Raw genomic sequence first — 14,035 nt, 5'->3', positions numbered from 1 at the left:
GCCCAACACGATGAAGACACCTCACTCTCGCTGGCTCCTCTCCGCCCTGGCGGTGCTCGGGCTCGCCGCCTGCGCCAAGGAGGCGGCGGTACAGGAAGACATCCGCCCGGTGCGTTATGTCACCGCCGGCGACAACGCGTCCCAGCCCGGCGCCCGCTTTGCCGGCGACATCCGCTCCCGGCAGGAAACGCCGCTGGCCTTCCGCGTCGGCGGCAAGATCGCCCAGCGCCTGGTGAATGCCGGCGAGCGGGTGAAGAAGGGGCAGCTCCTGGCCCGGCTCGACGCCAGCGACTACGAACTCGACCTCACCGCCAAACAGGCCCAGCTCGCCGCCGCCCGCTCCGACCTGATGCAGCAGGAGGCCGACCTCAGGCGCTCCCAGGAACTGCTGGGCAAGCAGTTCATCAGCCCGGCCCAGGTCGAGCGCCAGCAGAACGCCGTCAACGCCGCGCGCGCCAAGCTGCAGCAGGCACAGGCCCAGTTGGCCGGCAGCCGCAACCAGAACGCCTACACCACGCTCGTCGCCGACGCCGACGGCGTGATCGGCAGCGTCAGCGCCGAGGTCGGCCAGGTGGTCGCCGCCGGCCAGCCGGTACTGAAATTGGCCATGGACGGTCCGCGCGAAGTCGCGATCCAGGTGCCGGAGAACGCCCTGGCGGCGCTGCGGGCAGCCAAGGCGCTGCAGGTGAAGCTGTGGGCCGACGGCCAGACCTTCAACGGCACCTTGCGCGAGCTGTCGGCCGACGCCGACCCCGCCACCCGCACCTACGCCGCGCGCATCAGCCTCGACGGCGCCAACGCCGGGCTGGCGCTAGGCATGAGCGCGACCGTGACGCTGCCGGCGCCGGACAGCAACCGTAACCTGCAGCTGCCGCTCTCCGCCCTGCTCGACCAGGACGGCCGGCACTACGTCTGGGTGATCGATCCCAAGAGCCACAAGGTTGGCCGAAGAGAGGTCAGCGTGCAGGGCATCGACGACAGCGTTGCCCGCGTCAGCGGCGCGCTGAAAACAGGGGAACAGGTGGTGAGCGCCGGCGTGCACCTGCTGCGCGACGGCCAGCCGGTCCGCCTGCTCCAGCCTTGAGGTGCCCGCCATGAAACAACAACTCAACCTGTCCGAGTGGGCGCTCAAGCACCAAGCGCTGGTGCTGTACCTGATGATCACCCTGATGCTGGCCGGCGCCTGGGCCTATACCCAGCTGGGGCAGAAGGAAGACCCGTCGTTCACCTTCAAGGCGATGATGGTCAAGGTGGTGTGGCCCGGCGCCAGCGCCAGCGAGATGGAACAGCAGGTCACCGACAAACTGGAGCAGAAGCTGCAGGAGCTGGACGGGCTGGAATACGTCAAGAGCTTCACCAAACCCGGTGAGGCGCAGCTGCTGCTCAACCTGCGCGAAGGCATCGCGCCGGACAAGGTGCCGGAGCAGTGGTACCAGGTGCGCAAGAAGCTCGGCGACATCCGCCAGAACCTGCCCGCCGACCTGAAAGGCCCGTTCTTCAACGACGAATTCGGCGACACCTTCGGCAACATCCTCGCCTTCACCGGCGACGGCTTCAGCGCCGAGGAGCTGCGCCGCTACGCCGACCGCACGCGCCAGGAAGTACTGCGCCTGCCCGACGTCGGCAAGGTCGACATCGTCGGCGAGCAGCCGGAGCGCCTCTACGTCGACCTCTCCACCAGCCGCCTCGCCACGCTGGGGCTCGACACCCGCACCGTCTGGAACGCGCTGGCCGAACAGAACGCGGTGACGCCGGCCGGGGTGTTCGAGACCGCTGGCGAGCGTATATGGGTGCGCCCGAGCGGCGCCTACGGCACGCTGGAGGCGGTGCGCAATACCCCGATCACGGTCAACGGCCAGAGCTTCCGCCTCGCCGACATCGCCACCGTGCACCGCGCCTTCGTCACCCCACCCGGCTTCAGCATGCGCTTCAACGGCAAACCGGCGCTGGGGCTCGCCATCAGCATGAAGGACGGTGGCGACGTGCTGCGCCTGGGACGCGACCTCGACCAGTTGCTGACACGCGTGAAGGCGGCGCTGCCGCTAGGCGTCGAGATTTCACCGGTGTCGGACCAGCCCAAGGTGGTGCAGCACTCGATCAGCGAGTTCATGCATTCGCTGATCGAGGCGGTGGTGATCGTGCTGGCGGTGAGCTTCTTCAGCCTGGGCTGGCGCTCGGGCGTGGTGGTGGCGCTGTCGATCCCGCTGGTGCTGGCGATGACCTTCCTCGCCATGTACTTTTTCAACATCGACCTGCAGCGCATCTCTCTGGGGTCGCTGATCATCGCGCTGGGCCTGCTGGTGGACGACGCCATCATCGCGGTGGAGATGATGGCGCTGAAACTGGAACAGGGCTGGAACCGCTACCAGGCGGCCACCTTCGCCTACACCAGCACCGCCTTCCCGATGCTCACCGGCACGCTGATCACCGCCGCCACCTTCCTGCCGGTGGGGCTCGCCAAGTCCAACGCCGGCGAATACGTGTTCAGCCTGTTCGCCGTGGTCGGGCTGGCGCTGGTGCTGTCGTGGGTGGTGGCGGTGATCTTCACCCCCTACCTCGGCTTCAAGTTGCTGCCGACGTTCAAGGCCGAGGGCGAGCACGCCGACGTCTACCACAAGCCGTTCTACCGGCGCTTTCGCAGCGTGCTGGAATGGTGTCTGGACCACCGCAAGAGCGTGATCGCCGCCACGCTGGCGCTGTTCCTGCTGTCGCTGGGGACGTTCAGGCTGTTCGTGCCGCAGCAGTTCTTCCCCTCCTCCAACCGCGTGGAACTGCTGGTCGACCTGTGGCTGCCGCATGGCGCCAGCTACCAGGCCACCGAGCGCGAGACGAAGAAGCTGGAGACGATGTTCGCCCATCACCCCGGCGTCGACAGCATCACCAGCTACGTCGGCGGCGGCTCGCCGCGCTTCTACCTGCCGCTCGACCAGCAGATGCCGCACCTCAACTACGCCCAGCTGATGGTGATGACCCGGGACGAGAAGGTGCGCGAAACGGTCAAGCGCGACCTGGAGCGCGCCTTCGACAGCGACTTCCCCGCGCTGCGCGGACGCGTGATCCGGCTGGAAAACGGGCCGCCGGTAGGCTATCCGGTACAGTATCGGGTGATGGGCGAACGCCACGAGGAAGTGAAACGCATCGCCGCGCGGCTGGAAGCGCTGCTGCGCAGCCAGCCTGGCACGCGCCAGGTCAACAACGACTGGGGCGAGCAGATCAAGTCGCTGCGCCTGGTGATCGACCAGGACCGTGCCCGCGCCCTCGGCGTGTCGACCCAGAGCCTGGGCCGGCAACTGCAGCTGTTGATTTCCGGCGCCGCCGTGACCGAGTTGCGCGAGGGCGACCGCACCATCACCGTCGAGGCGCGCCTCAACCCGGCCGAGAAGACCGACGTCGCCGGCCTGGGCAACCTGATGGTGCAGGCCGCGAACGGGCGCTTCGTCCCGGTATCGCAGCTGGCACGCATCGAGTACCAGCCGGAGGAGAGCATCATCTGGCGTCGCAACCGGCTGCCGACGGTGACGGTACGCGCCGACACCGCCGACGGCGTGCAGGCGGCGGACGTGGTGCAGGCGCTGGCTCCCCGTCTCAAGCAGCTGGAAGCCACGCTGCCGCTGGGCTATCACATCGAGATGGGGGGCTCGGTCGAATCCAGCGTGAAATCGCAGCAGGCCATCGCCAAGGTGGCGCCGCTGATGATCGTGGTGGTGCTGACCCTGCTGATGTTGCAGCTGCAGAGTTTCCAGCGCACGCTGATGGTGGTGCTCACCGCGCCGCTCGGCATGATCGGCGTGACGCTGACGCTGATCGCCTTCCGTGCCCCGTTCGGCTTCGTGGCGATGCTGGGAGTGATCGCGCTGTCGGGCATGATCATGCGCAACTCGGTTATTCTGGTGGACCAGATCGAGCATGACATCGGCGAGGGCATCGAGCGCTGGGAGGCCGTGGTCGGTTCCACCCTGCGCCGCTTCCGCCCCATCATGCTGACCGCGCTGGCGGCGATCCTGGCGATGATTCCGCTGACGCGCAGCACCTTCTGGGGGCCGATGGCGGTGGCGATCATGGGTGGGCTGCTGGTGGCCACGGTGCTGACCCTGCTGTTCCTGCCCGCGCTGTACGCGCAGTGGTTCAAGGTGCGGCGTTCCGCTCCGCGTGCACAGGACCACGTCGCGCGCGCCACGGCGGAGGCGCCCGGCACCGCACCGCAGCCGGCAGGCGCCGAAGCATGACGAACATGACACGCCTCGCCCGGGAAGCCGCCCGCCACGCCGTTACCGGCGCGGCGGCCCCGAAGCAGAACGACATCATCCGGAACAGGCTCCGGCAACAGCCTTTGACGAGAACAGCAATGACATCACGTATCCGTACCCTGACCGCTCTGCTGATCGCCGCCGCGGCGCTGCCGGCCCAGGCCTTCGACCTGATGGAGGCCTGGCAGCAGGCCCGCGGCTACGACGCGTCCTTCGCCGCCGCCGGCTACGACCGCGACGCCGGCCACGAAAAAGCGCCACAGGGCCGTGCCGGGCTGCTGCCGCAGGTGGCGCTGAGCGCCGACTACAGCCGCACCAACCTGATCCAGCCCTCCGTCGCCGGCGGCAATTTCACCACGCACGGCGTCGGCGTGCAGCTGACGCAGCCCGTGTTCGACGTCAGCAAGTACACCGGCTACCAGAAGGGCAAGACCAGCAGCGCCCTGGCCGACACCCGTTTCGCCGCCAGCGAGCAACAGCTGATCGTCGACGTGGCGCAGGCTTACTTCAACGTGCTGCTGGCGCAGGACACGCTGGCCTCCACCCAGGCCACCAAGAAGGCCTTCGCCAGCCAGCTGGAGCAGGCCAAGACCGCGTTCGAGGTCGGCACCGCCACCATCACCGACACCCACGAGGCGCAGGCCGGCTACGACGGCGCGGTGGCGCAGGAAATCCTCGCCGAGAGCGATCTCGAGATCAAGCGCAACGCCCTGCGCCGTCTCACCGGGCTCGATCCGCTCGCCGTGCAGGCCGTCACGCCGGCGCTGCCGCTGGATCAGCCGACCAACGTCGATCTCGACGGCTGGATCGCCCAGGCGCTGGCCAATAACCTCGACATCAAGGCACAGGAGCAGAACCTGGCGCTGGCCAGCCAGGATCTGACCGAGAAGCGCGGGCAGCGCCTGCCGGTGGTGTCGCTCACCGCCGGCTACAAGGACAACACCGACAACAGCACCCTCCCCGCGCACACCCGAGCGTCCTCGGTCGGGCTGCAGCTGACGCTGCCGCTGTACGCCGGCGGCGGCATCAACTCGCGGGTGCGCGAGGCGGCGGCCAACGAGAACAGCGCCAAGGACAAGCTGGAAGCGGCGCGCCGCCAGGTGCGCGAGCAGGTGCGCCAGGCCTATCTGGGCGTCACCAGCGGGGCGGCCCTGGTCAAGGCGCAGCAGCAGTTGCTGGTCTCGGCCAAGAGCAAGCTCGACTCCACCCGGCTCGGCAAGGAGGTCGGCGTGCGCACCAACCTCGATCTGCTGCAGGCCGAGCAGGAGTACTACAACGACCAGACCCAGCTGGCCAAGGCACGCTACAACTACCTGCTCGCCAAGCTGCAGCTGGCGCAGGCCGCCGGCCAGCTGGGGCCGCAGCAACTGGCCGAGGTCAACGCCTACATCGTGCGCTGAGCCTCACAGTCCCTGGCGCAGCGTGCCGCGGGGTGAGCGGGCGGTGCGCCGGCGCCGGTACAGCGCGATGCCCCGCTTTGTTTAGCACCGCCAGGCACGGTGGCCGGTCCTGCCTTTCGCCACAGCCTGCGTGCCTGCACCGTGGCACGATTCGAGCACCGCCCGACCGGCTTGGCTCAGGCCCCGACTTCTTCCTGTCGAAACAAACGCTTACGCTCCCCAGCACACCCTCCGGCCGGCTCCCTCCGGCCGGTTTTCTTTGGCGGCAGCGCAACACTCGCGCCGTCCTGCCGTTTAATTTATTAAGTACAACGTAGCTTTTTAATAAACACCCGTCTAGAATTTGCTCAACCCGTGCTGCTCGCCGGGCCCAGACCGATTCAGCAGAGCGGCCCACGACGACGGCGCACGCCGCTGTCGCCGCAGGGCCCCCGGCATGGACCCGTAGAGACCACCCCACTCAGCCCGACACACAGGCACAGAACACAGGAGAGACCTCATGAGCAACCAACAACTGCAGCAACGCAAAGCCGCCGCCACTCCGCGCGGTGTCGGCGTGATGTGCGGCTTCTACGCCGAACGCGCCAAGAACGCCGAGCTGTGGGACGTGGAAGGCAACCGCTACATCGATTTCGCCGGCGGCATCGGCGTCCTGAATACCGGTCACCTTCACGACAAGGTGCAGGCTGCCGTGGCCGAACAGTTGAACAAGTTCAGCCACACCTGCTACCAGGTTGTCCCCTATGAGCTCTACGTCGAGGTGGCCGAGCAGCTCAACGCCCTGACCCCGGGCGACTACGCCAAGAAGACCGCGTTCTTCTCCACCGGCGCCGAAGCCGTGGAAAATGCCATCAAGGTGGCGCGCGCCGCCACCGGACGCTCCGGCGTGATCGCCTTCGGCGGCGGCTTCCACGGCCGCACCATGATGGGCATGGCGCTGACCGGCAAGGTCGCCCCGTACAAGATCGGCTTCGGCCCGTTCCCGGCCGACATCTACCACGGCCTCTACCCGAATGCACTGCACGGCGTGTCGATCGCCGATTCGCTGACCAGCCTCGAGCGTCTGTTCAAGTACGACATCGAGCCGTCGCGCGTCGCCGCCATTATCTTCGAACCGGTTCAGGGCGAAGGCGGCTTCGTGCCGGCCCCGGCCGAGTGGGTGAAAGCCCTGCGCGCGCTGTGCGACCAGCACGGTATCCTGCTGATCGCCGACGAGGTGCAGGCCGGCTTCGCCCGTACCGGCAAGCTGTTCGCGATGGAACACTTCGGCGTGGCGCCGGACCTGATGACGCTGGCCAAGTCGCTGGCCGGCGGTTTCCCGCTGGCCGCGCTGGTGGGCAAGGCCGAACTGATGGATGCCCCGGCACCGGGCGGCCTGGGTGGCACCTACGCCGGCAGCCCGCTGGCGCTAGCCGCGGCCAAGGCGGTGATTTCCGTGATCCAGGAAGAGAAGCTGCTGGAGCGCGCCAACCGCCTGGGCGAGGAACTGAAAGAAAAACTGCACGGTCTGAAACAGGCCGTGCCGCAGATCGCCGAAGTGCGTGGTCTGGGTGCGATGATCGCGGTCGAATTCAACAAGCCGGGCAGCCACGAGCCGGATGCCGAGTTCACCAAGAAGGTGCAGCAGAAGGCGCTGGAATCCGGCCTGATCCTGCTGACCTGCGGCACCTACGCCAACGTGGTACGTTTCCTGTTCCCGCTGACCATCGAGGACAGCGTATTCCAGGAAGCGCTGGCCAAGCTCGACACCGCCCTGCGCGCCTGAGCCGCCCTGCCCTTCGGCCAACCTGTCCAGGTTGGCCGAAGCGCCCTGCACACGGAGAACATGATGCTGAACCTGAAAGACCCGTCGCTGCTCAAGCAGCAGTGCTACCTCAACGGTGAGTGGCTGGACGCCGACAACGGCGAGACTATCCCGGTCACCAACCCCGCCACCGGCGAGATCATCGCCCACGTGCCGAAAATGGGCCGCGCCGAAGCCGAGCGCGCCGTGGCCGGCGCTGCCGAAGCGTTCAAGAGCTGGAAGAAGAAGTCGGCCAAGGAGCGCGCCAACCTGCTGCGCAAGTGGTTCGACCTGATGATGGCCAACCAGGAAGACCTCGGCGTCATCCTGACCGCCGAACAGGGCAAGCCGCTGGCCGAGGCCAAGGGCGAAATCGCCTACGGCGCCAGCTACATCGAGTGGTACGCCGAAGAAGCCAAGCGCATCTACGGCGACACCATCCCGTCCACCGGCGCCGACAAGCGCATCCTGGTGACCAAAGAGCCGATCGGCGTCACCGCCGCGATCACGCCGTGGAACTTCCCCAACGCCATGATCACGCGCAAGGCCGCTCCGGCCATGGCCGCCGGCTGCCCGATGGTGGTGCGCCCGGCCAGCCAGACGCCGCTGTCGGCGCTGGCCATCGCCGAGCTGGCGCACCGCGCCGGCATCCCGGCAGGCGTGTTCTCGGTGATCACCGGCGGCTCCAGCGAAATCGGCGCCGTGCTGACCGGCTCCGACACGGTGAAGAAATTCTCCTTCACCGGCTCCACCGAAGTGGGCCGCAAGCTGATCGCGCAATGTGCCGACACCGTGAAGAAAGTGTCGATGGAACTGGGCGGCAACGCGCCGTTCATCGTGTTCGACGACGCCGACCTCGACGCCGCGGTCGAAGGCGCGATGATTTCCAAGTACCGCAACGCCGGCCAGACCTGCGTCTGCGCCAACCGCATCCTGGTGCAGGACGGCGTGTACGACGCCTTCGCCGAGAAATTCGCCGCCGCCGTCGCCAAGCTGCAGGTGGGTAACGGCCTGGAAGCCGGCGTGACGCAAGGCCCGATGATCGACCTGAACGCGGTGGCCAAGGTGGAAGAGCACATCGCCGACGCGCTGGCCAAGGGCGGCAAGCTGGTCACCGGCGGCAAGCGCCACGCCCTGGGCCACAGCTTCTTCGAGCCGACCGTGATCACCGGCGTGACGCCGCAGATGAAGGTCGCCAAGGAAGAAACCTTCGGCCCGCTGGCGCCGCTGTTCCGCTTCAAGACCGAAGAAGAAGCGATCCAGATGGCCAACGACACCGAGTTCGGCCTGGCCTCGTACTTCTACGCGCGCGACATCGGCCGCATCTTCCGCGTCTCCGAAGGCCTGGAGTACGGCATGGTCGCGGTCAACAGCGGCATCCTCTCCAACGAGGCCGCGCCGTTCGGTGGCGTGAAGCAATCCGGCCTGGGCCGCGAAGGCTCCAAGTACGGCATCGAAGACTATCTGGAAATCAAGTACGTGCTGCTGGGCGGTATCGACCGCTGATGAATTTGTAAGACCCTGTCAGGTGTGAAGCGAATTAGGGCCGGCTGAGACCGGCCCCTTTTTTTTGCCGCTGGCCGAACGACAGGCTTCGGCCAACCTTGGCGGCAACGCCCGGTCTCAGTGCAGCCGCGCCACCCGCTCCGACAGCGGAATCCCTGCTTCCTTGAGGCAGGAAGCCAGATCGTGGAACGACAACTCGCGGTCCGGCGCCACATCCGGCACCAGCATCCACGGCGTATGGGCCAGGACCTCCTCGCTGCCTTTCAGCTTGAGGCCGACGTCGTAGCCCTGCAGCTCGGGCTGATACTCCGCCACGGCTTCCAGCTCCTGCAGACCGCCCTGGCCCGCCGCCACCAGCGCCACCGTCATGCCCAGCCGCTTGCGGTTCCAGGCCTGCACCCCGGCGGACAGCGCCTCCCACCATGGCAACGGCGTGAACAGCTCGGCCTCGCCGTACTCCATCTCGCTGGCGATGGCCTGTTGCACCACCGGCATGGTCAGCTCCAGCGCCTTGCGGCCGAGCTGACGCACGCGCTCCACGGTCAGCACGCCGCGCTCGACGATGAACGGAATCCACGCCAGCACCAGCTGCGGCTGCTGGGTCTTGCGCGCCGCCTCGAAGGTGGCGCGCGCCGGCTCCGGCTCGACCGGGGCGAAATCGCAGCCGCTGTCCATCACCGGCGCCAGGTGCACCAGGTTCTGGCAGGAGCGCTCGTTGAGCATGTCGAGCGTGAAGAGGGTCGGCGACACCCACAGGATGGCCTGCGACGGCACGTCCAGCGCATCCGCCAACACCCCCTCGATGCGCTCCAGCAGCGGGAAGTGCCACCACACCCCGCCCTGCGCACGTGAGAACGCCAGCGGCAGCGCCCACAGTTCGAACGACACGCTGCTGCCGTCCTGGCGCACCACCTCGGGGAAGGCGATGCAGTCGCGCGCGGTATCGACCAGCAGCTGGCGCGCCGGCACCTCGCCCTGCAATGCCAGCTGGGCCTCGGTGAACACCGCTTGGTCGCCACCCGCCAACGCCATCTGCACGTCGGCGGAGAGCTGCACCCGGCGCACCGGGTCGACCACCGCGGCCTGGGCGGTTTCGGCCAGCGAACGGATCGCGCGCGCGCGCTCGGCCGGCGGCAGCGGCTCGCTCGGCCCGACCCGCATCTCGCGCGCCTTCGGCCCCATGTCGCGCTCGTTGTAGACCTGCTGCAGGCGCTGATAGACCGTCATCGCCTCGTCGCAGATGGACTGCAGGCGGGCGGCGCTGGGCACTTCGTCGCGGAAGGAAAAATCGAACAGCCTGAAGCCGCTGTTGCAGACGTAATGGGTCAGCTGCTCCTCGTCGTCGAACAGCACGGCACTGGCGAACTCGGTGCTGTCGCGGCCGGCGAACGGCGTCACGTCGTTGCCGACCAGGCGGCAGACGAAGGCGGGCGATCCGGTGTGGACCACGTACTCCCACGGCTCCAGTCCGGCCTCGTCCACGGCGTCGCCGAAAATGAAACGGCTGGGCGGCTGCGGCTCGCCCTTGATGCGGGCATTGCGGGGATGGGGTTTCATCGGTCTCTACATCGATCAGCGGAATAAACATTGTATTTTACTCCGAGCCGAGCCAGCGGTGAAACCTATCGACCTCTCCAGCCCGCTCGCTCAGCGCGCCGTTCCCGCCTCCACCAGCGCCGCCATCCGTGCCGCTCCGGCGTCGCCGCTCGCCGCCAGCCCGGCGGCCACGCCCGCCCGGTTGGCCGCGGCTTGGTTCTGGCTCGCCTTCCATTTGCCTTCCAGCCGACTGACGACGATCTCGATGCCGACCACCGCCGCCAACAGCTTGTCGATGTAGTCGGCCGGGGCATCGCTCAACTGCCAGGGCGACGCCATGCCGGCTTCGTGCTCGGCCGTCAGCAGCGTCAGCTTTTCGCGCAGCCAGTCCCGGTCGTCGATCACGCGCAGCCGACCGTAGGCGTGCACCGCGACGTAGTTCCAGGTCGGCACCGCCTTGCCGTCCGTGCGCTTGCTCGGATACCAGCCCGGCGACACATAGGCGTCGGGGCCGTGGAAGACCACCAGTGCCTCGCACTCCCCCGTGACGTTGCGCCACAAGGGGTTGGCGCGCGCGACATGGCCGCGCAGGCAGCCCGACGGGGCCGGATCGGGCGACCACAGCAGCGGGATGTGGTTAGCCTCGAGCCCCGCCGCCGTCGATGCAACCAGCGTGGCCAACGGAGCCATGCGCATCAGCTCGTGCATGGCCTCCGTGCTCGGGGCCTCGAAATGTTTGGGCAGGTACATCTCACGCCTCCCGGCTATCCAGCTTGAAACGCAGGTGCTGCCGCACCGCCGGCCACTCCTGGTCGATGATCGAGAACACCACGGTGTCGCGGTAAACGCCGTCGCCCAGCAGCTGGTGATTGCGCAGGATGCCATCCTGCTTGGCCCCGAGCCGGGCGATCGCCGCACGCGACGCCTGGTTCATCCAGCTGGTACGAAACTCCACGGCGATGCAGCCCAGCGCATCGAAGGCATGCGCCAGCAGCATCAACTTGCACTCGGTATTGATCGCCGTGCGCTGCGCGCTGTGCGCGTACCAGGTCGAACCGATCTCGACGCGCCGACGTTCCTGTTCGATGTTCATGAAGGTGGTCATGCCGCACAGCTCGCCGCTGTCGAGTCGGCGTACCGCGAACGGCAGCATGCTGCCCTGCTCCCACAGCGTCAGACGGCGCTCGATCTCGGCGCGCATGCCGTCCGGGGTCGGGATCGCGGTATACCACAAACGCCACAACTCCCCGTCGCGGACCGCTGCCGCCAGACCATCATGGTGCTCCAGCGTCAGCGGCTCCAGCCGGGCGTACCGTCCATTCAAGGTGATCGGCTCACAGAACCTCATTGCATGCTCCCTTCAACCACGTATCAAAGCGCTTCATGGCTCCAGCCTCAGCATGAGCAGGCCGCCGGACCGCTCGGCCCGGCTTGCCGGGCCAGCTCGCCGGTCACGGTCGCATAGCCGTCGCGCTTCCACCAATCGACACCGCCGATCAGTTCGCGCACCGGGAACCCCAGCTCCGCCAGCTTCAGCGCCCCCTTGGTCGACGCGTTGCAGCCGATGCCGTCGCAGAACGTCACCAGCAGGCGGTCGCGCGGCAGATCCGCGGTGCTCTCCGCCGTCATCAGACGATGCGGCCGACTGAGCGCGCCGGGCAGGGTCTCGCGGGCATAGGCATCGGCCGAGCGGGCATCGATCAGCAACAGCGGTTCGCCACGCTCCAGCATGGCGTAGACATCGGCCGAATCGATTTCGTAGGCCAGCTTGGCCGCATAAAACGCACACGGATCCATCAGCATCTCGGACTCCTCTTCCCAGAGTGGACATGGAGTCAGGCTACAGGCAAAGTCATCCCGTCAAAAGAGCCACTTTGCTATCGATGAAGGAACCACCTTGAGCAGTGATTGGATCGTCGACGCCCTGCAGCAAGTCCTCCAACGCGAGGGCAGCGAAGCGCTGCACCGCCAGCTCTATCATCAGCTGCGCGACTGGATCCGCCAGGGACGTCTATCCGGCGGCAGCACCCTGCCCGCCTCGCGCCAGCTGGCACGCGAGCTGCGACTGGGGCGCAACACCGTGCTCGCGGCCTACGACCAGCTGCAGGCCGAAGGCTACCTGGAGAGCCGGCACGGCTCGGGCACCTACGTCTCGGATGTCTTCACCGGGCGCGACGCACCGTCACCCGCGGCAGGGGCCCGCCTGCCCGGCCTCAGCCAGCGCGGCGAGCAACTGAGTCGCCACAGCAATCTGCCGCAAGGCGTGCTCGGCGCCTTCGCACCGGGCGTCCCGGCGCTGGATGCCTTCCCGCAGCAGCAGTGGCAACGTCTGTTGTCGCGCCACAACAAGCAGCCCAGCCTCGACTGGCTCGGCTACTGCCACGATGGCGGGCTGCCGGCGCTGCGCGAGGTGCTGTGCGATTACCTGCGCCAGTCACGCTCGGTACTGTGCCGTCCGGAACAGATTGTGATCACTCAGGGCGCCCAGCAGGCATTGGAACTGTGCGCCCGCCTGCTGGCCGATCCGGGTGACACGGTCTGGCTGGAAGAGCCCGGCTACGCCGGGGCGCAGGCGGCGATGACCGCCGCCGGCCTCGACATCGTGCCGGTTCCGGTCGATGCAGAAGGATTGAACCCGGCCCTGGCCCCTCCCGCGCGCGCTCCCCGGCTGATCTATGTCACCCCGTCGCACCAATACCCCAGTGGCGTGGTGATGACGCTGGGACGGCGCCTGGAGTTGCTGAAGTTGGCCGAAGCCCACCGCAGCTGGATCGTCGAGGACGACTACGACAGCGAATTCCGCTACCACTCGCAGCCACTCGCCTCGCTGCAGGGGCTGGCCAACGGTGGCGCCGTAATCTATCTTGGCACCTTCAGCAAGGTCATGTATCCCGGCCTGCGCCTGGGGTATCTGGTTCTGCCGGAAGCCCTGATCGATCCGTTCCGCGCCAGCTACGCCCGCTTATACCGCGAAGGGCATTACGCCATACAGGCGGCACTGGCCGACTTCATCGCCGAAGGCCACTTTGCGCGCCACATCCGGCGCATGCGCGAGCTCTACCAGATCCGCCAGACGCTGCTGCGTGAAACACTGCACCAGTGCCTGGGTGAACAGCTGCCGCTCTCCCCCGGCGAGGCCGGCATGCACCTGGTCGCCAGCCTGCCGGATACAGTGAATGAGCAGCAGCTGAGCGCCGTCGCCGCGCGCGAAGGACTATGGCTGCGTCCGCTCGCCCGGCATTTCTGGGGACCGGCCACACGGCGGGGACTGGTACTGGGATACGCCGGGGTGCCGGAAGCCGAGTTGTGCCGTGCAGCACGACGGATGGCGGAATTGTTCGAACAGGAAATGCAGCACCAAGGCCGGTAATCCGGCCTTTTTTCTTGCCGTCTGCAGAGGGGGGAAGGTGGACGCGGTGGAGGATGCATTCCGCCAGCACAAAGCACAAAGCAAAAAGCCCAGCTCGTATGAGCTGGGCTTTCTTGAGGGGAGTCTGGCGGTGTCCTACTTTCACACGGCAATGCCGCACTATCATCGGCGCTAAGGCGTTTCACGGTCCTGT

10 protein-coding genes are annotated in these 14,035 nt (G+C 67.3%); 6 read left to right on the top strand and 4 right to left on the bottom strand.

Annotated features, from left to right (window positions below):
• The first annotated feature begins 10 nt into the window (after positions 1 to 10).
• The 5 genes from AC3WG5_RS08965 to gabD all read left to right on the top strand — a co-directional run bounded on the left by AC3WG5_RS08965 (position 11) and on the right by gabD (position 8,936).
• On the top strand, positions 11 to 1,084 hold the full coding sequence (locus tag AC3WG5_RS08965; RefSeq protein WP_492568453.1) for an efflux RND transporter periplasmic adaptor subunit: 1,074 nt from the start codon (positions 11 to 13) through the stop codon (positions 1,082 to 1,084).
• A 10-nt stretch (positions 1,085 to 1,094) separates the two neighbouring features.
• The gene (locus AC3WG5_RS08960) at positions 1,095 to 4,226 is read left to right on the top strand and encodes an efflux RND transporter permease subunit (protein WP_492568452.1); all 3,132 of its coding nucleotides are present in this window, start codon (positions 1,095 to 1,097) and stop codon (positions 4,224 to 4,226) included.
• A gap of 119 nt (positions 4,227 to 4,345) precedes the next feature.
• Positions 4,346 to 5,647, top strand: coding sequence for a TolC family outer membrane protein (locus tag AC3WG5_RS08955; RefSeq protein ID WP_492568451.1), 1,302 nt, complete (start codon positions 4,346 to 4,348; stop codon positions 5,645 to 5,647).
• 499 nt (positions 5,648 to 6,146) lie between these two features.
• Positions 6,147 to 7,412, top strand: coding sequence for a 4-aminobutyrate--2-oxoglutarate transaminase (gene gabT / locus AC3WG5_RS08950; protein ID WP_492568450.1), 1,266 nt, complete (start codon positions 6,147 to 6,149; stop codon positions 7,410 to 7,412).
• Positions 7,413 to 7,475: 63 nt separating this feature from the next.
• Positions 7,476 to 8,936, top strand: coding sequence for an NADP-dependent succinate-semialdehyde dehydrogenase (gene gabD, locus AC3WG5_RS08945; RefSeq protein ID WP_008955629.1), 1,461 nt, complete (start codon positions 7,476 to 7,478; stop codon positions 8,934 to 8,936).
• Positions 8,937 to 9,053: 117 nt separating this feature from the next.
• On the opposite strand, the gene AC3WG5_RS08940 is transcribed toward gabD, so the two are convergent.
• From AC3WG5_RS08940 to AC3WG5_RS08925, 4 genes are all read right to left on the bottom strand, one after another.
• On the bottom strand, positions 9,054 to 10,493 hold the full coding sequence (locus tag AC3WG5_RS08940; protein WP_008955630.1) for a hypothetical protein: 1,440 nt from the start codon (positions 10,491 to 10,493) through the stop codon (positions 9,054 to 9,056).
• Between the two features lie 90 nt (positions 10,494 to 10,583).
• Complete coding sequence (locus AC3WG5_RS08935; protein WP_492568449.1) at positions 10,584 to 11,222, bottom strand: FMN-binding negative transcriptional regulator; 639 nt, start codon at positions 11,220 to 11,222, stop codon at positions 10,584 to 10,586.
• A 1-nt stretch (position 11,223) separates the two neighbouring features.
• A complete protein-coding gene (locus AC3WG5_RS08930; protein ID WP_492568448.1) occupies positions 11,224 to 11,820 on the bottom strand; it encodes a GNAT family N-acetyltransferase in 597 nt (198 codons plus the stop codon).
• Between the two features lie 47 nt (positions 11,821 to 11,867).
• Entirely contained in the window at positions 11,868 to 12,275 is a 408-nt protein-coding gene (locus AC3WG5_RS08925; protein WP_008955633.1) for a rhodanese-like domain-containing protein, read from the bottom strand.
• Positions 12,276 to 12,369: 94 nt separating this feature from the next.
• Here AC3WG5_RS08925 and pdxR point away from each other — a divergent pair, with 94 nt between their 5' ends.
• Complete coding sequence (gene pdxR, locus AC3WG5_RS08920; protein WP_492568447.1) at positions 12,370 to 13,842, top strand: MocR-like pyridoxine biosynthesis transcription factor PdxR; 1,473 nt, start codon at positions 12,370 to 12,372, stop codon at positions 13,840 to 13,842.
• Positions 13,843 to 14,035: the final 193 nt, after the last annotated feature.

It is taken from the genome of Pseudogulbenkiania sp. FW507-F1 (genome assembly GCF_058781125.1).
This window is presented reverse-complemented; position numbering and strand designations above follow the sequence as displayed.

What these genes read in the sequence shown, in the direction of transcription:
- AC3WG5_RS08960 (WP_492568452.1), top strand. Translation starts at nt 1,095, where the DNA reads ATGAAACAACAACTCAACCTGTCCGAGTGGGCGCTCAAGCACCAAGCG.
- gabT (WP_492568450.1), top strand. Translation starts at nt 6,147, where the DNA reads ATGAGCAACCAACAACTGCAGCAACGCAAAGCCGCCGCCACTCCGCGC.
- gabD (WP_008955629.1), top strand. Translation starts at nt 7,476, where the DNA reads ATGCTGAACCTGAAAGACCCGTCGCTGCTCAAGCAGCAGTGCTACCTC.
- AC3WG5_RS08940 (WP_008955630.1), bottom strand. Translation starts at nt 10,493, where the DNA reads ATGAAACCCCATCCCCGCAATGCCCGCATCAAGGGCGAGCCGCAGCCG.
- AC3WG5_RS08925 (WP_008955633.1), bottom strand. Translation starts at nt 12,275, where the DNA reads ATGCTGATGGATCCGTGTGCGTTTTATGCGGCCAAGCTGGCCTACGAA.
- AC3WG5_RS08930 (WP_492568448.1), bottom strand. Translation starts at nt 11,820, where the DNA reads ATGAGGTTCTGTGAGCCGATCACCTTGAATGGACGGTACGCCCGGCTG.
- AC3WG5_RS08965 (WP_492568453.1), top strand. Translation starts at nt 11, where the DNA reads ATGAAGACACCTCACTCTCGCTGGCTCCTCTCCGCCCTGGCGGTGCTC.
- AC3WG5_RS08955 (WP_492568451.1), top strand. Translation starts at nt 4,346, where the DNA reads ATGACATCACGTATCCGTACCCTGACCGCTCTGCTGATCGCCGCCGCG.
- AC3WG5_RS08935 (WP_492568449.1), bottom strand. Translation starts at nt 11,222, where the DNA reads ATGTACCTGCCCAAACATTTCGAGGCCCCGAGCACGGAGGCCATGCAC.